A 21860-nucleotide genomic window follows, 5' to 3' on the forward strand; every position below is an offset into this window, starting at 1 on the left:
CATTTGTCGGTGTGGCAATTGGTTGTATTATATGTCAATGTTTGGCCTCATGAGTATTGCGAGATTCAAAGTGGTTCGATGGATGGCCATTACGTACATAGAACTTATCCGTGGAACGCTATCCTCGCACAGATCTTATTCGTTCACTTCGGTATTCCTGCATTGTTTAATTACAATTTTGACCCGTTATTTACTGGGGTTGCCGTCATCGCGATTAATTCAGGGGCGTATATCGCTGAAATTGTTCGTGGTGGTGTGCAGTCCATCGATAAAGGGCAAATGGAAGCCGGGAGATCCCTCGGGCTTAATGGTAGACAAACGATGCGCTACATTATTTGGCCACAAGCTGTAAGAGTCATGATTCCACCATTTGGAAATCAATTTGTGATTAGTCTTAAAGATACGTCGTTACTATCAACGATTGCGGTTGCAGAACTTATGTATCAAGGCCGGCAATTTGCGAGTATATCGTTTAACATGTTTGAAACCTATTTCATGGTGTGTATTTTCTATCTCATGATAACTATACCTGCATCTATTTTATTGCGTTACACTGAACGGAGGCTCGATAAATCATGATCAAAGTGAACGACTTACATAAATCCTTTGGAGACAATGAAGTCTTAAAGGGCATAACGACCGAGATTGATGCACAAGAAGTCGTTTGTGTCATTGGGCCGTCGGGTTCGGGGAAAAGTACATTTCTTCGTTGCTTGAATCGTTTGGAAGATATTACAGCTGGAGAAGTCATCATTGATGGCACAAACATTGCCAATCGGGAAGTGAATATTAACATCGTTCGTCAAGACGTCGGGATGGTGTTTCAACATTTTAATTTGTTTCCTCACAAATCGGTCATGGAAAACATTATGTTAGCCCCAACCAAGTTAAAAAAGGCAAAAGGCGAAAACCAAAATCAAAGAGGGATGGAGCTTTTGAAAAAGGTCGGCCTAGAGGATAAAGCATCGGCGTATCCATCCAGTCTTTCAGGTGGGCAAAAGCAACGGGTTGCGATTGCCAGAGCACTTGCAATGAATCCTAAAATTATGCTCTTCGATGAACCAACGTCAGCACTTGATCCTGAGCTTGTCGGTGATGTGTTGCAAGTGATGAAAGACCTTGCAAACGAAGGGATGACGATGGTCGTTGTTACCCACGAAATGGGCTTTGCAAAAGAAGTAGGGGATCGTGTGTTTTTCATGGATGAAGGTTTAATTCTTGAAGAAGGTACGCCAAGTGAAGTGTTTGATCATACGTCACATGAACGTACACAATCGTTTTTAAGTAAAATCTTATAATAAAACGAGCGCAAGGTTTTAATGACCTTGTGCTCGTTTTTGTTTTGGTTAAATATTTTCAGCGAGATGCCGAAACACTTCGATCGTTTCTTTTTCGTGTTTCTCAAAATCAGGATCCACACTCGTCTTCACAATTACCGTCTGTTTTTCTGGGTGAACGTATATAAATTGCCCCCATACACCCATCGCAAGATAATCTTTGTTCTCTTGATGAGGAATCCACCATTGATATTGGTATCCGAGCGACGGTTGTTTGCGAAGAGAAGTGTCACCGATTTGTGTAGAAGCAGAAACCCAATCGGCAGGAATAATTTGTTCTTCATTCCACTTTCCTTGTTGCAAATACAACTGCCCGAAACGGCATAGTCTCTAAGTGTCGCACTGAAGCCACAAAAAGAGAGATCATTGCCTTTGCGATCGGTATTCCAATACCCATCTCGCTCAGCGTCTATTTTCTTCCATATCTTCTGAGAGAAATATTCTGAAGGCTGTACACCCGTTGCTTCTCGGAGCACCATGCCGAGTACTTGGGTATCGACACTAGCATAACGATACATCGTGCCAGATAGCCGGTTGCTACTAAGACTCTGAACATAATTGTCAATGGACTGGTTGAATACGAGCGTCGAATAAAAGAGCTTGCGGATATCTGACAACGGATGGCTGTAGTCTTCATTAAATCGCACTCCCGAAGCCATTAAAAGCACATGTTCAATCGGAACGTTTCGATAAGCGCTGTTTGCAAGTTCAGGCACATACTGATCGACTGGATCTTGAATGCTCTGAATTTTCCCCTCGTCAACGGCAATGCCGATCAGTGCTGAAACCATTGATTTTGCAACGCTCCACGACGTAAAGCGGGTATGCTCGTCGCTGCCGTGCAAATATTCTTCGAGCAAGATTTGATTATCTTTTATGACGATAAAGCCGGTCGTTGTCGTTTTGTTCAAGAAATGATCGAGGGTTTGTTCTTTGCCTTTATACAGATAGCTTTTATTAACTTGAGTGGTAGCGTTCTCAAAAGCTTGACTCGGTGTTTCTGATGTCTTTACAAGGTTAGATGGCATCACTTCGTTCATATGTTGAAATCGTTCAATTCGTGAGTGCTCAGAAAAAAGCGTGGCAGCTTTCCAATTTTGAATGGCTTTATAACCCACAATAGCCACGCTTGCACCTGCAGCGAGTGTTGCCAAAGCTTTTCTTATGTTCATACCGATGTTCCTTTCTTATGAAGTTAATGTGTAGTCATCAAGGTGGACAAAAGTGAGTCCGCGACCTTCAAGCTGTGGAAGTGAGCGCATCACACCTTCTGCTACGTCACTGTCAGGTTGATTTAAATGCAGTAGCACAATGCTTCCCGGTTGTGATTGTAGGAGTGCATGTTCAATTTGGTCGGCAGAAAATGTGGCTCCTGCATCTCCAGCAATATCGAAATTCACCACTTGGAGACCTAAACTTTCGACGATTTCCACGCTGACGTCATCATAGTACGCAGTTCCAGAGCGAAACATCGTAGGGGTCTCGCTTGTGAGACGTTCGATTTCTTCTTGATTCGTCATGACTTCTGCAACAACCTCATCAGCATTATTCGTACCTTCTATTCCCCAAGCGGCTTGTCCACTTACGGAAAGGGGGCGATGTTCAGTACCGTGATTCTCAATTTGAAATAGAGGATTATCATTGAGCGCTAGAAATTGTTCTTTATTGTCTTGAATCCATCGATAGTTCACAAAAAGAGTTGCATGGATGTTTTCTCTGATGAGATAGTCTAACAGTTCTTCATCCAACTCGTTCCCGTGTGGGCCGCCACACAAATCAAACGTGAGGGCAACTACTGGGTCGTTCGTGTCTAAACGTGTCATCACACCGGTCACTTGTTCTCCCCATTCCGTTGGGGAACGTTCTTCTACAAAGGCTTGATGATTCGTAAACGACTTCTCAGGCATAGCGATTGGCTTTTCCTGCAATGACGCACGATCAATATGTATGGATGAGGTTTGGGCACATCCAAAGAGCATGAACGAGCACAAAACGAAAATGAATGCATGTTTTATCATTTCTTTGCCCCTCATCTAGTATGTAGGTTTATAAATAATCATATCACGGGATCCTTCAAAACAAAATGACAGTAAAACGCTGAGCTTATGACTCAGGCGAATACGTCGGTTGTTGATTCTTTTTGCGATAATGCCGTGTGTTGGAGAGAACAAAAAGGCGAGTATGAACAAAATGCCAGTCATTGTAGCCATCATGCCAGAGATGGAAGCATCGAGCCAAGCGGCGGTATAGTATCCTGCCACAGCAGAAATAACACCGAATACCGCACTCAATACAAACATCATCCATAACCGCTCAGTCAAAAGATAAGCCGTTGCAGGAGGGGCGATAATCATGGCGACGACAAGTATGGCTCCAACAGCATCAAAAGCTGCGACAGCGGTAATTGAAGTCATTCCCATGAGGACATAATGAAGGAAGACGACGGGCAATCCAAGCGCAGCAGCAAGCTCTGGGTCAAAGGAACTTAATTTAAATTCTTTGTACAATAACACCAAGATCACGATGTTAATGACAAGAACGATGCCAATGACCCAAACGGCTTGCGGGATGGGCGGCAGCCCAAACCATTCCACTGTCGTCCACGGAATAAAGGCAAGCTCTCCCATAATTGCATGCTCTGTATCAATGTGAACATCTCGAGCAAACATGGAAACAAGAATGACACCAATGGCGAATAAAAAGGTAAACACAATGCCAATCGACGCGTCTGCTTGCACGCCTGCTGAATTCAACAATTGAATGAAGACGGCAGTTAGCACCCCAGTAATCGCAGCGCCAATGAACATGGCAAGGCCGTCTAACGAGTTTGTGACCAAATACGCGGAGACGAGGCCAAGAAGTACGGTATGGCTAATGGCGTCAGAGATCATTGCCATTCTGCGAAGGACCAAAAGCACGCCAATTATGCTACACGTAATCCCGACAAGAGAAGCAGTCATAATAATCCAAGCGGCATAACTCATCGATGACCGCCTCCCTTCTCTAACAAGGGTTCCATGTCGTGTTCTTTGAGCAGTTCATCGAAAGGTTGAAGGTCTTCTTTGGGTAGGGATAAGAAGTTCCAATTCATTTTCTCCATCGGTAAGTGAGCAAACTGCAGCTCATACATGGAGTACAGTTGCAAGTAGCGATTGTTCAATGTGATTCGATATCCATTCTTTTGTCCACTGCTCGTCAATTGGTAGCTGTTATCGTGTTTAGTCGTAATCCATTGTCTTCGTATTAATGTGTTAATTGTGCGTCGAAACATGATTGGGGTTAACGGCCTGGCGTGTTGAATTTCTTCCGACGTAAAGGCGCGCGGTTCCTCCTCGTAAAGTTCATATAAACTTTGCATCACTTGCGCTTCAGATGTTTGTTTCTTCAAGTGGTATAAGTGAATCGCTTTTGTGATGAGCCCTTTTTAGGCGCGATAAATAGTGAGAGGAAGAACAGTAAACAAGCCGAGACGATAATGAGCGGTCCTGTTGGCATTCCAGAAATCTGCGTGCTAACAAGTGTGCCAATAATTCCTGAGAATCCTCCTAAAATGCCGGAGAGGATAATCATCACGCTTAAGCGGTTCGTCCAGTAGCGAGCAGTTATCGCCGGTGCAATGAGCATGGCTGCCATGAGCACAACACCTACAGCTTGAAGACCAATAACGACCGAAGCGGTGATCATCGTCATGAGAATTCCGTTAATTAGCGTTGCAGGAAGACCGAGACCTTCAGCAAATTCCCGGTCAAAGGTAATTAACTTCAGTTCTTTAAACAAAAGAAAAGTAGTGGCAAGTAATAGGATGGCAGCGCCTGTAAATATATACACATCACTGCGTACCATGCGGCTGCTTGACCGAAAATGAATTCATTTAAACCGGCCTGGTTGCCACCGGCGCTTCGATTTATAATCGTTAAAAGCACGATGCCGATTCCAAAAAATACCGACAAGACGAGACCAATTGCTGTGTCTGTCTTTATGCGTGAATGTTTCACGAACGTCTGAATCAAAAAAAGTGCCAAAATAGGCGGTGATTCCGGCTCCGAGTACTAAGAAAATCATCTCTTTAGAGCCCACAATGATAAACGCGATACAAATGCCGGGTAGCGCGGCATGGCTCATGGCGTCTCCAATCAGGCTTTGCCTGCGAAGTAAGGCAAAGCTTCCGAGCACGCCGCTCGTCATACCGAGCAGCATCGTACCGAGAAGTACCCACTGGGTATTGGGCTGTAATAACACATCAAGCAAGGGGCTCACTCCCTTTTGATCTTGGTCTAAAAAGGAGAGGCGCCCACCGTACGTTTTTTGTAAATTATCTTTCGTAAAGACGTCACCCGTCGGTCCGAATGCAATTTTGCGGATGTTGAGTAACATCACCCAATCAAAATAGTCTTCGACCGTTTGCAAGTCATGATGAACGACGAGAACTGTTTTACCTTGTGCTTTTAATGAGGTTAATAATGTAATAATCGCTCGCTCTGTCGCTGCATCAACACCGACGAACGGTTCATCCATGAAGTAGACAGAAGCGTCTTGAGCGAGTGCCCTTGCGAGAAATACCCGCTGTTGTTGCCCACCTGACAATTGACTAATTTGGCGGTCGGCATATCGCTCCATCCCGACTTGTTCTAGGCAATGCATCGCTTTGTTAATATCGGTTTTTTTCGGTCGCTTAAACATTCCGATCTTTCCATATCGCCCCATCAGAACAACGTCCAAAGCATTTGTCGGGAAATCCCAGTCGACAGAACCGCGTTGTGGGACATAGCCAATTAATTGCCGCTGTTTTTTGTACGGTTGATTAAAAATCGTCACGTTTCCGGAAGCTTTTGGCACGAGACCTAAAATGCTTTTAATCAGTGTCGATTTTCCGGCACCGTTTGGACCAACAATTCCTATCAAGTTTCCCTCTGGTGCTTCAAAACTGACGTTTTGAAGCACAGGCTTTCGGTGATAAGCCACGGTGATGTTGCTTGCGGATACCGGGTACATAAAAATACTCCTATCTGTCCTTATTATTTCAAGGCGTCTACCACTTGTGAAACGTCGCACGGTACATACCAATGTACGTTCCTTCCTCTGTTCCTTCTTCACCCATAGCATCGGAATAAAGTTCACCGCCGTGCTCAACATCATGTCCTTGTTGCCCAGCTCCTTGAATCACAGCTTCAATGGCACTGTCAGATACACTTGTTTCACCAAATACCGCCGTAATGTCACGCTCGATCATTTCATCAATGATGCGCTGAACGTCGCTTAGTCCGTATTCAGCTTCAGTTGAAATCCCTTGAAGACCTAATACATCAAAGTCAAAGGCATCACCAAAATATTGAAATGCGTCGTGGGCGGTCACGAGTACGCGTTGGTCTTGCTCGATTTGTTCAATTTCACTATATGCCCATTCTTGAACTTCGGTTAACTCACTCAAGTAGGTTTCTGCATTTTCAGTATAGACTTCTTCGTTATCAGGGTCTAGCTCGATTAAGCCATCGCGAACTTCTTCTACAGCGTAAGACCACAAGTCAATATCAAACCAAATGTGTGGGTCAGGCATGTTTTGCTCTTCTTCATCTGCTTTGATCATGTCCTCTGGAACATTGTTACCGACAGCGTAAACGGGCTTACCTTGACCCATTTGTTCCAAAATATCTTCCATATTCGCTTCTAAATTTAGTCCATTATAAAAAACAATATCCGCATCGTCGAGAAGCTGAACGTCGCCTTGAGACGCGTTGTACATGTGTGGGTCAATTCCAGGGCCCATTAGTGCATGGTTATCGACGAGGTCACCTCCGATATTCGTAACCGCGTCATCAAGCTGCCCGATCGTCGAAACGACCTGGATCGGGTCATCACCTGAAGAGGAAGCATCTCCCTCCGTTTCTTCTGTACCACAGGCTGTAAGGGCAACCAATGCAATTCCTGTTCCAAACATCATCATTTTCTTTTTCATTTCTCTCACTCCTCAAGTTCTATATAAATATTTGATTAGGACAAACAAATTTACTTAAGCTATGAAAGTTGCCTCAGTGCAAATTATAACGTAATCCTACACTTCACATGTATAAATGTCAATCCAAAAATACAAATTCGGATGAGCTCATACGCAGGCATAAACCTAGTGTATGGGCGGGGCATGGCAGACGTTCTTTTACCTAGAAAATCATTCTGACAATGGTCTTTGTTGTTATTTTTCTCATGGTGACAGATTGGTTTGCATGGAAAAGGTTGGAACTGGCAACAATGGTTAGGTAGTGGAGGGAACGTTATGCACGTATTCATATCAATTCTCATGTTATTAATTCTTGTTGTCGTTGGCACAATCTTGCACCGGCAGTTTTCAAAAATTCCCGCGGCATTATTTCAAGTTTTTTTAGGGACTGTTTTAGGGGTGCTACTTCCTGGTTTAACATTTGAATTTGAACCGGAATTATTTTTGATGGCGGTCATTGGACCGATACTGTTCTTTGATGGGTATCACGCTTCAAGAACGGCTTTTTGGACGTATCGTTGGCCCATTTTACTCATGGCTTTTGGTCTTGTATTTATAACCGTTGCAGGTCTTGGGTTCATCATTCATATGTTGATCCCAGAAATGCCTTTAGGTGTCGCGTTTGCCCTCGCCGCAGTTTTATCACCGACAGATGCGGTCGCAGTGCGGTCGATTACAAAAGGAATGAAACTGCCAAAAGGGTTAATGACCATTCTAGAAGGGGAGTCGCTCATAAACGACGCTGCGGGGATTGTATCATTTAAAATCGCTTTAGCGGCAACGATTACAGGGGTGTTCTCAATTTGGGAAGGCTCTTCAAACTTCGTTTTTGTTGCGTTAGGAGGAGCGCTCGTCGGTTTTTTAGGGGCGCTAATTATCGTACAGATTCGCATCATGTTACGCACATTTGGGTTTGAAGATGTGTATTCGTTAGTTTCCATTCAATTGTTCACACCGTTTGTCATCTATTTTCTAGCAGAGTCTGTTCACGTGTCGGGAATTCTTGCAGTCGTCACTGCCAGCGTGGTGTATGGCATTGAACGGGATAAACTCCAACAAACATCGATGCAAATGCAAGTGGTTGCCAACAATACGTGGTCGATTGTCGGTTATTTATTAAATGGTTTCGTTTTCGTACTGCTCGGATTTTTGCTACCAGAAGTATGGCAAGGGCTAACAGCAAGTGAGGAATATCCACTCGGCTGGATTACGTTATTAACCGTGTGTATTGCCATCGCTTTATTTATCATTCGGTACGTATGGGTGTACGTATGGCATCCATTATTCTCAGGTTCACCTACACAGTCTCTGTTATTTATTGAAGAACGTCAGCAATCAAAAGGCAACGACAGCTCTGAGTTCTCCAGAAGTTATTATGCACTGTTTGCAGCAGTCTGTGGCATACACGGTACAATCACCTTGGCGACAGCGCTGTTAATCCCGGATCAGTTAAATGATGGAACTGCTTTTCCATTGCGGGATACCGTATTGTTTATTGCAGCGGGCGTCGTGTTGATTTCTATGATTGTAGCGACGATCTTTTTACCGATGATGGGCAAAAAAGAGAAGGCGAATAAGCAGCGCTCATGGTCTGTGAATGAAGCTCATGCACACATGATCGAAGCGATCGTGACATCACTAGAGAAAAAGGTAACGACGACGAACATGTTGTTTTATCATACGGTCATTGCTCGATTTAAAAAGCAATTAATTTATGTGGAACGAGGGGTCGAGCTTGGTCATTCTCGGCAGGAAATCAACAGGTTGCGAGACCTCGTCAAAGACATTGAAAGAACCACATTAAAAGTACTCATTGACGAACGGACGGTGGAGAAACGAACAGCGCAAATTTATTCGGCGTATCGAAGTAAGGTCGATTCTTACATCCGCATGTCGGTACTAAAACGATATTGGTTCAACCTGAAATTAAGTCTGCTTAAATCACGGCAGTTTACCCGTGGTCACGTAGAAGCTACTCATGAGATTAGGCAATTGAAGAAAATCGAAGATGTGATTCATCCGAACGTAATGAACAGGCTGACAAACGAAGAGACGTCACACAACCGACGAGAAGTGATGTATGTAAAAGAAGAACAGCACCAACATCTGCACGTACTGTATGCACCGCCGGAACAAGGAGAAGAAGATGCAAAAGAAATCAAACGCATTCATTTAGCAGGCATCCAGCAAGGAAGGGTGTTTATAGATGAGCAAATCCAAGCGGGTCACTTAGCGATCCGAGAAGCGCATGAATTGCGAGAGCGTTTGCTTTATAACGAGATGGTTGTGCTTCGAGAAGGAGAAGAACTAGAGGACGAATGAGCCGTTCATAAAAAAGGGGAATGTGCACTATGCCACATTCCCCTTTTATTGTGGAAAACAAAGTTGTCTAATGTTGGTCAATTTTGTGCACGTCTGACGATTCAACAACTTCAGCACCGAGGCAGTTTTTAAAATGTTGGAGTGCGAATGATGCCCTTGTTGATTAAAGCTTTGAACAGCATCAGCATGAACGACAATGGAAAACCCTAAATTGAAAGCATCAACAGCTGTGTGCAAGATGCAAATGTCAGTGCATACACCGGTCAGGTGAACTGTAGAGATGTTACGTTCTCGCAAGCGAATGGCGAGGTCGGTTCCAGCAAACGCACTATAGCGCGTTTTGTTCATCATGCGAATGTGTTCCGGTAATTTTTCTTTAAATCTATCTAAAAAGTGTTGAATGCTATTGAACTGCTCGCGTCCATTAGTGCCTGCAATATTATGAGCTGGAAAGAGTTTTGTTTCTGGGTGATACGGATCGTTTTCTGCATGCACATCGACAGCAAATACAATTGAAGTGCGCGTATCATGAAACTGTTGTACCAATTCCATAATCCGATGTTCAATCCTTTGTCCTGGTTCTCCGCACGTTAACTTTCCATCGTCAGCTACAAAATCATTCGTGTAGTCAATGACAAGTAGCGCTGTAGTCATGATGATTACCTTCCTTTCTTTTGTTCCATCGTCTTTTCTTTCATTATATATGAATGGGCGATACCGCGCATCGAAACGGTGGTGTAAATGGCACGAGTTAAAAGGCAATTCCCGATGTTTTCCATTGACGGCATTTTCAAAGCGTGTTTTACTTTTACTAACTAACGTTAGTTAGTAATTGCATGTTTGGAGTGATTAACAATGAATCGTAATTGGCTGCTCGTATTACTCGCAGGTTTTTTGGAGATTTTTTGGGTTGCGGGACTAAATTATTCTACAGCCTTATGGCAATGGATCTTAACTATCGTTGCAATAGGCATTAGTTTTACATTCGTTATTTTAGCGACGAGGGAACTGCCAATTGGGACGGTCTATGCCGTATTTGCGGGTATTGGAACTGCAGGAACGGTTATCGTTGAAATTCTCTTTTTCGGAGAACCCTTCAGTGCGTTGAAAATTCTTTTAATCGGTACGCTATTAACCGGTGTTATTTCATTGAAGTTGTTAAGTGATGACCAAGAAAAGAAATCAGAAGTGATAAAGGAGGCCACGTAAAATGTATTGGACAGCCCTCGTCATTGCTGGATTATTTGAAGTCGTTGGGGTAATCAATTTAAAAAAGGTGGCCATGAAACAATGGCATGCGATTGGTTATGTAGTTTTATTTTTCGGGATTAGTTTTGCACTGTTAACGTATGCAATGAATGATATTTCAATGGGAACCGCATACGGTGTTTGGACGGGCATTGGGACAGCAGGTTCAGCCGTTCTCGGGATGATATTGTTTAATGAAAGTAAAGACATGAAGCGCATCTTTGCCATTTCATTAATTCTAGCCTCAGCTGTCGGATTAAAATTGTTATCTTAGTTACTACAACAATAAAAGGGGATTTGAGTTTTTTAGATGTACTGTAAAAGCAGCCATCACCTGCTCATACCTGCTTTTAAGCGTGAAATAGTCTCGTTTAGGTTGGCAAGTGATTGCTGGGATTAATCAAAGAGAGTGGAGGTGATCAAGTGTAGGTTTCTTTTCTATAGATTATTAGAGGTTACGAACGGGGCCATCACATGACCTGCATGGGGATGTTTCAGTGGAAATTCGTTTGTGATCCTAGTAAAATGTAAACAATTCGTTACAAAGATCGCTGTGACTTGATTATTATTCTGAGAATATGAGATGCTATCTGTATCGTGATATTTACTTAAGATAGAGGTGAATCCATGGACAAACAAGATCGAGTTAAACGTAAACGACGTAGAATGTTCATGCGTACCGCAATCCTCTTATCCATTGTCGCTGCCATTGGGTATGTATTCGTGACCAACTTTTTTATGGCAGAGGCTAGTGTAGTGAGTGAAGGGGATCAAGCGCCAAATTTCTCGCTCGTCAACATGGATGGAGAGCGGGTTGAGTTGGCTGACTATGAAGGGCAAGGCGTATTCTTGAACTTCTGGGGCACATTCTGTCCACCATGTGAAGATGAGATGCCGTATATGGAAGAAGAATGGCAAAACTATAAAGATAAAGATGTAGAAATTCTTGCGGTGAATGTAGGAGAGAGTCAGCTACAAATTGACCGTTTCGCGAATCGTCATGAATTGAACTTCCCAATACTTATGGACAGTCATCGTGACGTGCTAGGCGCATATGGTGTCGGCGTACTTCCAGCAACATACCTAATTGATGAACACGGGGAAGTTGTACTAAAACGTGAAGGCGGCATGAGCAAGAGCATGTTGAAAATTTCATGGAAATGATTGATCCGGCTGCTTCCTAATAGGTGCAGCCTTTCTTTTATGGCTCGGGTCTAAACGAAGAACTGAGCGCGGTATAGAAAACGCCTGGAACTGGACTCGCAAATACGCATGTGTTGGAGGTGACGATGTGAAAAGATCTGATGTGCAACTGCTCTTTGCTATATGGCAAGGTTTTGGTCTAATGATTGTGGCCGCCCTTGTGCTCATGATCATGTTTCGATGGGGGGAGACGTTGCCGTTTCTCATTCAGTTGTTTACCATCGACAACCAATCGTTATTGTTTGTGATCGGAATTGGCGTAGTAAGTGGACTAGTCATGGCGCTAGTCGTCACCGGAGTGCTCGTGTTAACGGGTACAGAATTACCTGACAATGAGATGACGAGAATATTGGAAAGAATTATTCGAATGCCCGGAGGGCTCGTTACAGTCGGCTTGGGTGCGGGCTTTGCTGAAGAGTTTTTGTTTCGGGGAGCACTCGTCGGTTTGTTTCTTGATACGTTTCCTGCCTGGCTTGTCCTCCTCTTAAATGCCTATTGTTTATGGCGTTACATATCCCTCAATATCGAGGAGAGCCGTTCATGCATCTGACAATCCTTGTCATGGGGTTTTGGTTAGCGTTTTTGTTTTATTTTACAGGGTCTTTGCTCGCCCCAGTTATTGCCCATGCCCTTTACAATACAATTCTTGGCTGGCATTTACGCAAAACATCAGCCAATCGTCATGTTCAATCCGAATGATGGATGAGAGGGGCAACATGTGAATGAAAAAAATGAAAATCCGGACACGTATGCTTGTTTTTTTTACACTGCTGTCTTCATTTTTATTTATTATTTTTATTATCGCTTTCGCTTCTATAGAGGTTGATAATACGAGAAGTGAGTATGAACAATTAGCCAGACAAACCGCAAATACGATAGGTATATGCCGGCAATCGCTGATGCGGTAGCCATTCAAGACCAAAAAGAGCTTGAAGGACATATTGACCGGATTCGACTACAAGTTCAACAGCCCATCGTTTCTGTTGTGGACGACGAAAAGAATGATGTGTATCATTCACTTGATCTGAATGCGCAGCCCTCGCTGCCAGATGAAGTATACGACCGGACCATTATGTTCGGTTCTTATCAGAATAATTCTGAATTGGATGAAATGAGCATCCAAATTATTGCCCCGGTCTATCAACAAATGGCTGACAATGGAGAGCGGTTGGTCGGAGCTGTGAGCGTTGAGTATCCTCGGGAAACGCTGATGAGTTCGATTGCGGATAAGTTTTTTCGATTAGGAATTGTCGCGTTGATTAGTTTGGCGGTACTCGGTACGGGTGTCGTTTTATTTGCTCGGAATATTCGAGAAGATACGTTAGGGATGGAGCCGGTGGAGATTGCGAGTAAGTTTACTGAACGAGAAGCGATGTTGGAATCCGTGAAGGAGGGCATACTTGCGATTAATATCGATAAAAAGATTACGCTCATTAATCCTTCGGCGCGGTTGCTTCTTCATCACGAAGAAGACGAAATCCTTCTTACAGAAGCACTCGGTCTCCATGATGTGATTCAAAAGGAGAACTTCGTATATGATGAAGAGCGGACGTTTAACGGCTACCCATTAATTGCGAACCTCCGTCCGATGTATACGAATAAACGGTTAGTTGGAGCAATCTGTAGCTTCAGATATAAAACAGACATGAGACAACTTCAACTGATGATGGATCAAATGAAAAGTTATGCGGACGGGCTGCGCGCTCAAACTCATGAATTCAAAAATAAATTGTATGTCATTATGAGTTTATTGCAACTAGAACAATATGATGAGGCGATTCGTTTTGTTCAAGAGGAAGCGATTGTTACCGATCAATTTTTACCTAAGTTAAACCGTATTGAAGATGCAGGTATTCAAGCCATTCTTCTTGCTAGTATGGGAAAGGCGGCTGAGAAGAACATTCACATGGTTATAGAAGATCGCTCATCTCTATCACCGACGCATATCCCTATTTCTGCAATGACGATTATGCTAGGCAATGTGATTGACAATGCAATCGAGGCTGTGCAAGATGAAAAACAAAAGAATATTGGCATCTTTATGACGGATGTTGGGGATGACATCATCATTGAAATTGAGGATAGTGGTGTAGGTATTGAACGTGATGAGCAACATCTCGTTGTAGAGCAAGGTTATTCTCGAAAAGGATCCAAAAGAGGGTATGGCTTATACAATGTTGAAAAAACGTTGCGTGAATATAACGGTTCATTAGAAATTGCTAATTCAGAACTTGGAGGTGCTTGTGTATCCATTATCCTACCAAAAATGAAAGGGGAACCGGCTCATGAACGTTATTATTGCCGAAGATGATTTTCGGGTATCAGGGATTCACGAAGCCTACGTGACATCTGTTGAAGGGTTTCAGGTAATTAGCCGAGCGCTTAACGGTAAAGAACTACGCTCAAGTCTAAAAGCAGCCGATGTCGATTTAATTTTGTTAGATATTTATTTTCCTGATGAGCGGGGAACAGATCTCTTGATGCACATTCGTAGTGAATATCCTGACACGGACATCATCGTGATTTCTGCTTCTGATGAACGACAAGATCTTTTGATAGCGAAGCGTTTTGGTGTGTATGACTTTCTCGTAAAACCGGTGTCGAAAGAACGATTTGAGTCAACGCTTCGCCAATATAAACAGCACCGAGATTGGTTTCTTCACTCGTCTGCATTTACAGAAGCGGATGTTAGCCGATTTTTGACGAGTTCCGGTAGTGGAGGCTACGAAGAGCCGTCACTCCCATCAGGAATTGATTCCATCACACTCTACAAAGTTCAGCTATCATTAGAACATGTAGCTGACGGTGTAACGATTGAAGATACGTGCCAAGCGGTCGGCATTTCTCGAACGACAGCCCGTCGATACTTAGAGCATTTGGTCGCTTCAGGTCATGCACGAACACAGTTGAATTACGGTGTCATCGGTCGGCCTGAAAGAAAATATGTACATGTGTAACTGAGGAGGGACCCGTTTTTGGGTTCCTCTTTTTATCGACAAAAAAAGTATGGTCAAAAAGGATAAAAAGAAATAAAAATTCTAAATATTGTTTCTGGAAATGATGAATGATATATTCATAAACATTGAAAACGGTTACTTATGTGAAGGAGGGTTACATATGTGGAAGAAGTTATCGATGATCGGTGTTGCATTTCTGTTAGCATCGTGTTCGGATTCTTCTTCATCGGCAGATACATTTCCAGATCAGCCGATTGAAATTATTGCGCCGGCAACACCAGGCGGGGGTTGGGATATGACAGCACGGTCGATTCAGCGAGCGATGGATGCTGAAGGTTCAGTGGAAGAAGATATTACCGTCGTGAATAAGCCAGGCGGGGGCGGGGAAGTTGGCTGGCAATACTTAAATCAACAAGATGGTCATTTTGCAGCGGTGAACTCAAGTTTACTCGTTACAGGTAATTTGTTAGAGCAAAGTGAACTCACACATGAAGATTTCACCCCATTGGCGATGTTATCAACAGAGTGGTTAGCGGTCGCAACACGAGCGGATGCTGGGTTTACTGATGGAAATGAACTGATGGCACAATTAAGAGAAGATCCGAAATCTTTAACCATCGGTGTAAGTCCGTCGCTTGGAAGTGGAAATCACCTTTCATTTGTACAAGCCGCTGTTGAATCAGGCGTAGATCCGACAGAACTGCAATTTCTTGTGTATAGCAGCGGGGGAGACATTATGAATGCACTACTCGGTGGACATATCGATGTAACGAGCAACTCGATGTCTGACCTTTCAGACCAGTATGAAGTTGGTGAAGTCGACATCTTAGCGGTCACATCGCCGGATCGGTTAGATAGTTTTCCAGATATACCAACTTGGCAGGAACAAGGCATCGATATGGTATTTCCCCATTGGCGTGGCATTATGGCCCTCAGGATATGCCAGAGCATGAAGTTGAAAAATGGGACGAGTGGCTGAGCGCGATGGTGGAAACAGAAGAGTGGCAAACCGTACTCGATAATTATGATCTCGAAGATTTTTATATGAGTAGCGATGAAACAGGTGCATTTTTTGAAGAGCAGCAAGAGTTTTTCGCTGAAATAATTACACAGGCAGGTTTAGCGCCGTAGAAAGGAGCCGCCATGAATGCCGTTCGAATTTCTTTACCTGTATTTTTTATCGTCATTAGCATAGCACTTGCTATTCTCACGTTGCAATTGCCTCATGCACAGCTCGGCAATCCGTATGGGCCGATGTATTTCCCGCTCGTCGTGAGCGCAGGGTTGTTCGTTTTTTCTGTCATCGACCTTGTCAAGGTACGACAACATTTTGATACAGAGAATGACGACTTAAAAGCATTACTAAAAAAAGAAACCATATACACGCTAGGAATTATATTGGCACTCTGTTTGCTATATACATTGATCTTTGAACGTCTAGGATTCTTCCTTTCCACATTGGTCTTTTTAGCAGCGCTCATGTTTTTCCTTAACGGAAAGAAACGGTGGTTGCTCAATCTCATTGTAACGGTCGTTGTGGCAGGAAGCAGTTGGTACGTGTTCAGCTATTTGCTAGAAATTAGTTTACCGTAAGGAGGAAGTCGGTATGGATTTAAGCTTTGTGTTAGATGGTTTATGGACAGCGCTTCAACCGATTAACCTCCTATGGCTCATTCTTGGAGCATTTCTCGGTACAATTGTAGGGATTCTTCCTGGGTTAGGACCGGCAACAGGTGTTGCGGTGCTGATTCCGTTAACGTTTGGGATGGAACCTGTGAGTGCACTCATTCTCATGGCAGCGATTTATTACGGTGCTTTGTTTGGGGGCTCTAGAAGTTCGATTCTCATTAATACCCCTGGGGACGGTTCGTCGATTGCAGCAACATTCGATGGGTATCCGATGACAAAGAATGGTCAAGCAGGCCAAGCGATGAGCATTGCCGCCATCGCGTCATTGATCGGTGGTGTAATGGCGATTTTTGGCTTTATCTTTTTAGCCATTCCCCTGGCGAACTTTGCGTTGAATTTCGGGCCTGCTGAGTACTTATTTCTGTTTTTCTTTGCCCTCTCTGCCGTCGTCGCCCTTTCCATCGGCAATATGGTCAAAGGATTTATTACGATGTTTTTAGGGCTTGGCATTAGTACCATTGGTATTGATTTACAAACCGGTGTGCACCGCCACACGTTTGATATTCCCCATTTTACCGAGGGCATTAGTTTTGTCGTCATCATTATCGGGATTTATGCTATTGGCGAAGTGCTGTACAATATGTTTGCTAACAAACAACCGAAAGATGTTGATGGCAAAAGTATCGGGAGTAAATGGTTTACTAAAGATCAATGGAAACGTTCCATTGCACCGATCGTTCGTAGTGGTCCGATTGGCTTCTTTCTCGGAGTGCTACCAGGTTCTGGAGGAACGATCTCGTCATTATTGGCGTACAGTACCGAAAAGCAAATATCAAAAAATAAAAAACAGTTCGGAAAAGGAGCGGTTGAAGGTCTGGTTGCTCCTGAGTCGGCAAACAGTTCCGCTGCCGTAGGCTCACTCATTCCGATGCTTACGATGGCAATACCAGGTTCAGCAACTACAGCCGTTATGCTAGGGGCACTTGTCATGATCGGCATTACGCCTGGACCGTTATTATTTGAGAACAGTCCAGATCTCGTTTGGACACTTATTAATAGTATGTTTATCGGTAATATCATTCTCGTCATCATTAACATTGCGATGGTTGGTGTTCTCGTCAAGATTTTGAAAACTCCACCGAGAGTGTTGTACCCGATCGTACTCATCTTGTCCTTTATCGGTGCGTACACGCTCGGGTATAGTACGATTGATTTCTATATCCTCATTTTTGCGGGTGTACTAGGGCTCTTCATGCGTCTGCTCGATTATCCGATTGTGCCATTAATTCTCGCACTAATCGTCGGCGGTGAAATGGAGCAGAACTTAAGAAGGTCATTAGTCATTTATGACCAACCCGTCGATATGTTGTTTGCTTCACCAATCACAATTGTATTGGCTCTACTCACATTGCTATCATTCTCGTATCCATTGTTGATCAAGCTCGTCAAACGAAAACGATCAACTAACAAAGATACACCAGCGAGCACGTAGAAAAACCCTGAACGATGATAACTTGGTTAGTCATCACAACAAAAAATCCGCCCATAATCCATTTTACGGGCGGATTTAGTCGTGTATAAAAGACAGAATGAGTGCATTAAAGATGGCTAGCCGGAACAAAAGGTAGTGTCTTTCGTAATATTATTGTCCCGGGTAGGTGGGCAATCCGGAATAAAATGGTGTGTCGTCAGCCTGTTTCGTTTTTTTTACAAAGACGGAGCTTCTGTGACCGTCTGATGGAACGTCTCTATTAATCGTTTTTGAAAAGCTCCTGACGAAGACATGCTTCGCTCGCTACGATTCTCATAAGAAATACCGAACGCCCATTCCTGAGAGAATGCCGGTGACGAGGGACAAGAGTAGCGATTTCGACTTCAACATCGTGAGTATCCCGACGATACTAGCAATAAGGACGGGAATCGAAATATACGTGTGTCCATTTTCTGGCTCATCATTTGCACAACGATGAGGGCGGTGATCATACTTGCTGGAATATATCGAAAGTACAGTTCGACAAGTGGAGATGCCTTTATCCGGGCCATCGCTTCCAGCCCAATGAGCCGTGATATGTATGTGGATATGGCGAGCCCAATGATTAATAGCCATTGCTGGATCATTGATTAGTGTCCTCCTTTGTTGAGTATCACGCCTGCGAATGGGGCAACGAGACCGGTAACGACAATCGTAAACTCATTTCCAGGTGAGATGACTTCCATGCTCGTGGCGATGATGAGTGCACAAATCGCCGTCGTAATCGAGGCTTTTTCTTTTAACGATGGTGCAAGTAATGCCGCAAACGTTACTGGGAACGCGAGGTCAAGCCCGAATTGTAACGGGTCAACTTGATCCCCTATGAGTGCACCAATTAGCGTAGCGATGATCCAACTCATGTAAAAAAATAAGGCAACAGTCGCAAAATATACAGGAGCAGGTCCGTCTCGTTTAAACTTCTGTGTACCGAGGACAAACGATTCATCAGAGACGCCAAACGCGAGTAAGAAGCGCCATTTCTTCTTCACATTTCGAAATCCTTTTGAAAGGGTTGCTCCGTAAAGAAGGTTTCTAAGATTCAGTAAAGTTGCGGCGGCAAGAATGCTTAACAGCGAAGCGCCTGAGGCGACCATCGCTACCGATGCGAGTTGTACCGTTCCTGAAAATACAAACACACTCATCATTACGCTTTGGAAAACGGTGAAATCTGCTTGAATGGCAAGCACCCCGAATGAAAGGCCGTATGCACCAATGGCGATCGCTAAAGGAAAAGCATCGATACACCCTTGTTTAATGGCCAGTTTGTCAATCATTCTACCACCTCTTGGTATGTTATAATAAACTATAAATTTATTTAATTATACCAGCAAGTGAAGGTATGCTACAATAACGAAAACCGATATAATGAGTAATTTAGGAGGAATTATGGATCATCAACGAAAACAGATTCCTGTCCAAAGGTTAGGTGAAAATTTACGAAGCATTCGTTTGGCAAAGGAAATGAGCATTGAAGCGATGGCCAAACAATTCGGTGTAAGTAAGTTGACATTGCTGAAGATTGAGCAAGGAGAAGGGAATCCTACCCTTGCTGTCATTTGGAAAATTGCCGATGCTTTAGACATTCCGATATCGTCTCTCTTATCTGTCGATTCAGATGTGGAGATTGCTAGAAGGGGTGAGGGATGGTACTTTCTAGTGGGAATGAACATTTTCGCGCCGAGCCTTTGTTCCAAACAAATGGCATTGAGATGTACCGAGCGTATTTACAAGCGAATGCGGAGTATCAATCTGAACCTCATCGCACGGGCGTTGTTGAATACGTCACCGTAATGGAGGGAACATTGAAGATTAGTGTACAAGACCATGAATACGAACTCGCTCGTTATGATACAATTCGTTTCATGGGCAATTCGCCACATACATATATAAACCCGACAAATGCATGCACGGTTTTGCATTTTGTCATCGCCCACCGGTTGACATAAAGGTGGAGAGATTGATTGGAGGAACGATCGTTTGAAGTGGGTAATGTTATTTTTAGTGATGAACGTTTTTTCGTTAGACGGTAGTTTTATGGAATTGGTCGCTGAACCTCAAGATGAGGATGAAAACGAAATTCCTTACCTCGTTATGATTACGAGCTCGATGATTGGCGCGCTAGTCTTTGCTGGTGTTGCCGTCTATTTCTTAAAACGTAATGATCGTAAAAACCGAAATGATGGAGAGTAACAAAAAGCGAGAAGGCCTTAAGTGGTCTTCTCGCTCTTTGTTATTTAAAGGTAATCACGGATACTTAGAAGGGCTCCGTTTTCAAGGTCTTCTTTGAGTAACGAGTGAACGATCGCTCCGCTTATTGTCTCGGGCTTAGCAAGGTCTCCATTTGCTTTATACGATTTGAATGTATCCACATGTTTGAAACTATCTTCACTTGAGCTGCGTATCGTTTCTTGCATACCCGTATCAATGATTCCTGGAGCGAGGGACAGAAAGAGCACAGGTTGGTTTCTTCGCTCTGTTCTGCAGCTGCGGCTCTCGTAAACATATCCAGACCGGCTTTGCCACTACAGTAAGCACTCCACCCTTCCATCGGGCTTCTCCCGGCACCAGAGCTAATGTTCAAGACGGTTTTCTTTACGTTAAGGTGTTGACTCTTCTGTAAGAATAAGCTCGATGCTGCCATCGGTGCCGTTAAGTTCAAGGTTACGCTTTTTTCCAAGGAGGCAGGGGTGTTCTCAATGACCGTGCCGACAGGCTCCACCATCCCTGCATTATTAATGAGAATGAGCTCTGTACAAGAGGCATCGATCTGTTCAAAGATCGCAGTGAACGTATCATTGAGTGCGTCTACGTTCGTAAGGTCAATCTCGTAATGGTGTACGTCTTTCACTTGCATGGATGACCTTGAAAGCGCGTGAACGAAGGCGTTTTCAGCTAGATATTCATGGGTCAGTGCGAGCCTAAGCCTTTGGAAGCGCCTGTAATTATGACATGTTTCATGTGCTTTCCTCCTCAATGATTGCTTCTTGTTGCCGAGTGAGCATATTGACGACGAGCACCGCTAATACACCAGCAATTGTTAGCGTGAATTCTGAAATGCTCGTAGACAGTGCATCATTGCGTAACATGCCCACTGTCGCGTCTTCTGTTACAAAAAAACCGGTCGTCATGGACACGAGCAAAGAGAATAAAAAGAACACCCACCAACTAATTACGAGCGCTGACTTCTTTCTTTCTTTGTGTCCGAACCGTTGCACCGATTGTTTCTTTGATAAGTCAAGAAACGAGAGTAATGGCAAAAAGAAGTTCATGAATGGGATAATAAAGAAACTAACAACCCATCCAGGGTTATTGAGCGAATCATCTTTAAGTACTGAACTTGCACCGTCAAAAAGTCGATACGTCCATATTAAAAAAAACGACAGCGGTGATGAGAAAAAACAACAGTCGCGGCATAAACGCCCCAATGCTAATTTGCCCGAGTAATTGTCTTGTTTCAGCAGGGATCTCCTCTGTGCTCGCCGTTGCAGGCATGTCCAACAGCGTAATGTATTCATAGATGCTGGCAATGGCGACACCGAATGCTGAAATCGTCGTTAACAGTAAGAAAACAATGAGCCATTTTCGAATCCGTTCAATTCTTTGTTGTTGTTGTTTCATAGATTATGTACAGCCTCATTTCT

General features: G+C 43.6%; 28 protein-coding genes and 3 pseudogenes. 17 read left to right on the forward strand and 14 right to left on the reverse strand.

Features of this window, described 5'->3' with window-relative positions; genetic code table 11:
- Both JCM19037_RS17210 and JCM19037_RS17215 read left to right on the forward strand, forming a co-directional pair.
- Positions 1-579, forward strand: a 579-nt coding sequence (locus JCM19037_RS17210) for an amino acid ABC transporter permease (RefSeq protein WP_052363997.1), incomplete at its 5' end; no start/stop codon positions are given.
- The gene (locus JCM19037_RS17215; RefSeq protein WP_042403305.1) at positions 576-1298 is read left to right on the forward strand and encodes an amino acid ABC transporter ATP-binding protein; all 723 of its coding nucleotides are present in this window, start codon (positions 576-578) and stop codon (positions 1296-1298) included. The genes JCM19037_RS17210 and JCM19037_RS17215, both read left to right, overlap by 4 nt.
- Positions 1299-1432: 134 nt before the next feature.
- Here JCM19037_RS17215 and JCM19037_RS17220 read toward each other — a convergent pair whose 3' ends face one another.
- From JCM19037_RS17220 to JCM19037_RS17245, 8 genes and pseudogenes are all read right to left on the reverse strand, one after another.
- Positions 1433-2509 carry a serine hydrolase gene (locus JCM19037_RS17220; protein WP_052363998.1) on the reverse strand — a complete coding sequence of 359 codons (1077 nt, stop codon included), beginning with the start codon at positions 2507-2509 and terminating at the stop codon, positions 1433-1435.
- Positions 2510-2524: 15 nt separating this feature from the next.
- Positions 2525-3355, reverse strand: a complete 831-nt coding sequence (locus JCM19037_RS17225) for a polysaccharide deacetylase family protein (protein ID WP_052363999.1) — start codon at positions 3353-3355, stop codon at positions 2525-2527.
- A 15-nt stretch (positions 3356-3370) separates the two neighbouring features.
- The gene (locus tag JCM19037_RS17230; protein ID WP_081829400.1) at positions 3371-4321 is read right to left on the reverse strand and encodes a metal ABC transporter permease; all 951 of its coding nucleotides are present in this window, start codon (positions 4319-4321) and stop codon (positions 3371-3373) included.
- Entirely contained in the window at positions 4318-4725 is a 408-nt protein-coding gene (locus JCM19037_RS25965; protein ID WP_052364000.1) for a hypothetical protein, read from the reverse strand. Before JCM19037_RS25965 ends, JCM19037_RS17230 begins: the two co-directional genes overlap by 4 nt.
- Positions 4722-5317: pseudogene (locus tag JCM19037_RS25970) on the reverse strand (metal ABC transporter permease). The gene JCM19037_RS25965 and the pseudogene JCM19037_RS25970 overlap by 4 nt, the downstream one beginning before the upstream one ends.
- Complete coding sequence (locus JCM19037_RS27600) at positions 5205-5534, reverse strand: metal ABC transporter permease (RefSeq protein ID WP_307189867.1); 330 nt, start codon at positions 5532-5534, stop codon at positions 5205-5207. The pseudogene JCM19037_RS25970 and the gene JCM19037_RS27600 overlap by 113 nt, the downstream one beginning before the upstream one ends.
- Positions 5535-5612: 78 nt before the next feature.
- A pseudogene (locus JCM19037_RS25975) lies at positions 5613-6329 on the reverse strand (metal ABC transporter ATP-binding protein); the annotation flags it as partial.
- A gap of 37 nt (positions 6330-6366) precedes the next feature.
- The gene (locus tag JCM19037_RS17245; protein ID WP_081829401.1) at positions 6367-7290 is read right to left on the reverse strand and encodes a metal ABC transporter solute-binding protein, Zn/Mn family; all 924 of its coding nucleotides are present in this window, start codon (positions 7288-7290) and stop codon (positions 6367-6369) included.
- 315 nt (positions 7291-7605) lie between these two features.
- Here JCM19037_RS17245 and JCM19037_RS17250 point away from each other — a divergent pair, with 315 nt between their 5' ends.
- Positions 7606-9651 (forward strand): sodium:proton antiporter, encoded by a 2046-nt coding sequence (locus tag JCM19037_RS17250; protein WP_152549125.1) that lies wholly within the window; start codon positions 7606-7608, stop codon positions 9649-9651.
- Positions 9652-9718: 67 nt separating this feature from the next.
- Here the strand turns inward: JCM19037_RS17250 and JCM19037_RS17255 are convergent.
- Positions 9719-10305, reverse strand: a pseudogene (locus JCM19037_RS17255) (cysteine hydrolase family protein).
- 201 nt (positions 10306-10506) lie between these two features.
- On the opposite strand from JCM19037_RS17255, the gene JCM19037_RS17260 reads away from it, so the two are divergent.
- The 11 genes from JCM19037_RS17260 to JCM19037_RS17300 all read left to right on the forward strand — a co-directional run bounded on the left by JCM19037_RS17260 (position 10507) and on the right by JCM19037_RS17300 (position 18180).
- Positions 10507-10860, forward strand: a complete 354-nt coding sequence (locus JCM19037_RS17260) for a multidrug efflux SMR transporter (protein ID WP_042403310.1) — start codon at positions 10507-10509, stop codon at positions 10858-10860.
- Between the two features lies 1 nt (position 10861).
- Positions 10862-11173: a multidrug efflux SMR transporter gene (locus JCM19037_RS17265; protein ID WP_042403311.1), complete on the forward strand. Its 312-nt coding sequence runs from the start codon at positions 10862-10864 to the stop codon at positions 11171-11173.
- A 353-nt stretch (positions 11174-11526) separates the two neighbouring features.
- Positions 11527-12063: a thiol-disulfide oxidoreductase ResA gene (resA, locus tag JCM19037_RS17270; RefSeq protein ID WP_042403313.1), complete on the forward strand. Its 537-nt coding sequence runs from the start codon at positions 11527-11529 to the stop codon at positions 12061-12063.
- 127 nt (positions 12064-12190) lie between these two features.
- The gene (locus JCM19037_RS17275) at positions 12191-12652 is read left to right on the forward strand and encodes a hypothetical protein (protein ID WP_042403314.1); all 462 of its coding nucleotides are present in this window, start codon (positions 12191-12193) and stop codon (positions 12650-12652) included.
- On the forward strand, positions 12643-12801 hold the full coding sequence (locus JCM19037_RS24580) for a CPBP family intramembrane glutamic endopeptidase (protein ID WP_238544779.1): 159 nt from the start codon (positions 12643-12645) through the stop codon (positions 12799-12801). Before JCM19037_RS17275 ends, JCM19037_RS24580 begins: the two co-directional genes overlap by 10 nt.
- A gap of 184 nt (positions 12802-12985) precedes the next feature.
- Positions 12986-14413 carry a sensor histidine kinase gene (locus tag JCM19037_RS17280; protein WP_052364002.1) on the forward strand — a complete coding sequence of 476 codons (1428 nt, stop codon included), beginning with the start codon at positions 12986-12988 and terminating at the stop codon, positions 14411-14413.
- Positions 14388-15059: a response regulator gene (locus JCM19037_RS17285; protein WP_042403316.1), complete on the forward strand. Its 672-nt coding sequence runs from the start codon at positions 14388-14390 to the stop codon at positions 15057-15059. Before JCM19037_RS17280 ends, JCM19037_RS17285 begins: the two co-directional genes overlap by 26 nt.
- Before the next feature lie 160 nt (positions 15060-15219).
- A complete protein-coding gene (locus tag JCM19037_RS17290) occupies positions 15220-16038 on the forward strand; it encodes a tripartite tricarboxylate transporter substrate binding protein (protein WP_307189862.1) in 819 nt (272 codons plus the stop codon).
- A 5-nt stretch (positions 16039-16043) separates the two neighbouring features.
- On the forward strand, positions 16044-16190 hold the full coding sequence (locus tag JCM19037_RS29575; RefSeq protein ID WP_307189863.1) for a hypothetical protein: 147 nt from the start codon (positions 16044-16046) through the stop codon (positions 16188-16190).
- Positions 16191-16202: 12 nt separating this feature from the next.
- Complete coding sequence (locus tag JCM19037_RS17295; RefSeq protein ID WP_042403317.1) at positions 16203-16652, forward strand: tripartite tricarboxylate transporter TctB family protein; 450 nt, start codon at positions 16203-16205, stop codon at positions 16650-16652.
- Between the two features lie 13 nt (positions 16653-16665).
- Positions 16666-18180 (forward strand): tripartite tricarboxylate transporter permease, encoded by a 1515-nt coding sequence (locus tag JCM19037_RS17300; protein WP_042403318.1) that lies wholly within the window; start codon positions 16666-16668, stop codon positions 18178-18180.
- 383 nt (positions 18181-18563) lie between these two features.
- Here the strand turns inward: JCM19037_RS17300 and JCM19037_RS17305 are convergent, their stop codons facing one another.
- Both JCM19037_RS17305 and JCM19037_RS17310 read right to left on the reverse strand, forming a co-directional pair.
- Positions 18564-18806 (reverse strand): AzlD domain-containing protein, encoded by a 243-nt coding sequence (locus tag JCM19037_RS17305; protein ID WP_052364003.1) that lies wholly within the window; start codon positions 18804-18806, stop codon positions 18564-18566.
- Positions 18807-18809: 3 nt separating this feature from the next.
- Positions 18810-19493: an AzlC family ABC transporter permease gene (locus JCM19037_RS17310; protein WP_042403319.1), complete on the reverse strand. Its 684-nt coding sequence runs from the start codon at positions 19491-19493 to the stop codon at positions 18810-18812.
- A 112-nt stretch (positions 19494-19605) separates the two neighbouring features.
- Here JCM19037_RS17310 and JCM19037_RS17315 point away from each other — a divergent pair, with 112 nt between their 5' ends.
- Genes JCM19037_RS17315 through JCM19037_RS17320 form a run of 3 tightly spaced genes read left to right on the forward strand, consistent with a single transcriptional unit; the run spans position 19606 to position 20409 of the window.
- Positions 19606-20010 (forward strand): helix-turn-helix domain-containing protein, encoded by a 405-nt coding sequence (locus JCM19037_RS17315; RefSeq protein ID WP_238544780.1) that lies wholly within the window; start codon positions 19606-19608, stop codon positions 20008-20010.
- Positions 20010-20165 carry a hypothetical protein gene (locus JCM19037_RS27605; RefSeq protein ID WP_373901157.1) on the forward strand — a complete coding sequence of 52 codons (156 nt, stop codon included), beginning with the start codon at positions 20010-20012 and terminating at the stop codon, positions 20163-20165. Before JCM19037_RS17315 ends, JCM19037_RS27605 begins: the two co-directional genes overlap by 1 nt.
- A gap of 31 nt (positions 20166-20196) precedes the next feature.
- Complete coding sequence (locus JCM19037_RS17320) at positions 20197-20409, forward strand: hypothetical protein (RefSeq protein WP_042403320.1); 213 nt, start codon at positions 20197-20199, stop codon at positions 20407-20409.
- 121 nt (positions 20410-20530) lie between these two features.
- On the opposite strand, the gene JCM19037_RS17325 is transcribed toward JCM19037_RS17320, so the two are convergent.
- From JCM19037_RS17325 to JCM19037_RS25980, 3 genes are read right to left on the reverse strand one after another with little or no spacing between them, the layout of a single operon-like run.
- Positions 20531-21193 (reverse strand): SDR family NAD(P)-dependent oxidoreductase, encoded by a 663-nt coding sequence (locus tag JCM19037_RS17325; protein ID WP_052364004.1) that lies wholly within the window; start codon positions 21191-21193, stop codon positions 20531-20533.
- Positions 21174-21644: a DUF4328 domain-containing protein gene (locus JCM19037_RS24585; RefSeq protein ID WP_193744796.1), complete on the reverse strand. Its 471-nt coding sequence runs from the start codon at positions 21642-21644 to the stop codon at positions 21174-21176. The genes JCM19037_RS17325 and JCM19037_RS24585 overlap by 20 nt, the downstream gene beginning before the upstream one ends.
- A complete protein-coding gene (locus JCM19037_RS25980; protein ID WP_042403322.1) occupies positions 21565-21837 on the reverse strand; it encodes a hypothetical protein in 273 nt (90 codons plus the stop codon). The genes JCM19037_RS24585 and JCM19037_RS25980 overlap by 80 nt, the downstream gene beginning before the upstream one ends.
- Between the last annotated feature and the right edge of the window lie 23 nt (positions 21838-21860).

The sequence above is a fragment of the Geomicrobium sp. JCM 19037 genome, assembly GCF_000698105.1.
Taxonomy (GTDB): Bacteria; Bacillota; Bacilli; order Bacillales; family Marinococcaceae; genus Geomicrobium_A.

Bases quoted from the DNA above. Each gene is read 5' to 3' on its own strand.
- JCM19037_RS17215 (WP_042403305.1), top strand. From the start codon at position 576: ATGATCAAAGTGAACGACTTACATAAATCCTTTGGAGACAATGAAGTC.
- JCM19037_RS17220 (WP_052363998.1), bottom strand. From the start codon at position 2,509: ATGAACATAAGAAAAGCTTTGGCAACACTCGCTGCAGGTGCAAGCGTG.
- JCM19037_RS17225 (WP_052363999.1), bottom strand. From the start codon at position 3,355: ATGATAAAACATGCATTCATTTTCGTTTTGTGCTCGTTCATGCTCTTT.
- JCM19037_RS17230 (WP_081829400.1), bottom strand. From the start codon at position 4,321: ATGAGTTATGCCGCTTGGATTATTATGACTGCTTCTCTTGTCGGGATT.
- JCM19037_RS27600 (WP_307189867.1), bottom strand. From the start codon at position 5,534: ATGCTGCTCGGTATGACGAGCGGCGTGCTCGGAAGCTTTGCCTTACTT.
- JCM19037_RS17245 (WP_081829401.1), bottom strand. From the start codon at position 7,290: ATGAAAAAGAAAATGATGATGTTTGGAACAGGAATTGCATTGGTTGCC.
- JCM19037_RS17250 (WP_152549125.1), top strand. From the start codon at position 7,606: ATGCACGTATTCATATCAATTCTCATGTTATTAATTCTTGTTGTCGTT.
- JCM19037_RS17260 (WP_042403310.1), top strand. From the start codon at position 10,507: ATGAATCGTAATTGGCTGCTCGTATTACTCGCAGGTTTTTTGGAGATT.
- JCM19037_RS17265 (WP_042403311.1), top strand. From the start codon at position 10,862: ATGTATTGGACAGCCCTCGTCATTGCTGGATTATTTGAAGTCGTTGGG.
- resA (WP_042403313.1), top strand. From the start codon at position 11,527: ATGGACAAACAAGATCGAGTTAAACGTAAACGACGTAGAATGTTCATG.
- JCM19037_RS24580 (WP_238544779.1), top strand. From the start codon at position 12,643: ATGCATCTGACAATCCTTGTCATGGGGTTTTGGTTAGCGTTTTTGTTT.
- JCM19037_RS17280 (WP_052364002.1), top strand. From the start codon at position 12,986: ATGCCGGCAATCGCTGATGCGGTAGCCATTCAAGACCAAAAAGAGCTT.
- JCM19037_RS17285 (WP_042403316.1), top strand. From the start codon at position 14,388: ATGAACGTTATTATTGCCGAAGATGATTTTCGGGTATCAGGGATTCAC.
- JCM19037_RS17290 (WP_307189862.1), top strand. From the start codon at position 15,220: ATGTGGAAGAAGTTATCGATGATCGGTGTTGCATTTCTGTTAGCATCG.
- JCM19037_RS29575 (WP_307189863.1), top strand. From the start codon at position 16,044: ATGGTGGAAACAGAAGAGTGGCAAACCGTACTCGATAATTATGATCTC.
- JCM19037_RS17295 (WP_042403317.1), top strand. From the start codon at position 16,203: ATGAATGCCGTTCGAATTTCTTTACCTGTATTTTTTATCGTCATTAGC.
- JCM19037_RS17300 (WP_042403318.1), top strand. From the start codon at position 16,666: ATGGATTTAAGCTTTGTGTTAGATGGTTTATGGACAGCGCTTCAACCG.
- JCM19037_RS17305 (WP_052364003.1), bottom strand. From the start codon at position 18,806: ATGATCCAGCAATGGCTATTAATCATTGGGCTCGCCATATCCACATAC.
- JCM19037_RS17310 (WP_042403319.1), bottom strand. From the start codon at position 19,493: ATGATTGACAAACTGGCCATTAAACAAGGGTGTATCGATGCTTTTCCT.
- JCM19037_RS17315 (WP_238544780.1), top strand. From the start codon at position 19,606: ATGGATCATCAACGAAAACAGATTCCTGTCCAAAGGTTAGGTGAAAAT.
- JCM19037_RS27605 (WP_373901157.1), top strand. From the start codon at position 20,010: ATGGAGGGAACATTGAAGATTAGTGTACAAGACCATGAATACGAACTC.
- JCM19037_RS25980 (WP_042403322.1), bottom strand. From the start codon at position 21,837: ATGAAACAACAACAACAAAGAATTGAACGGATTCGAAAATGGCTCATT.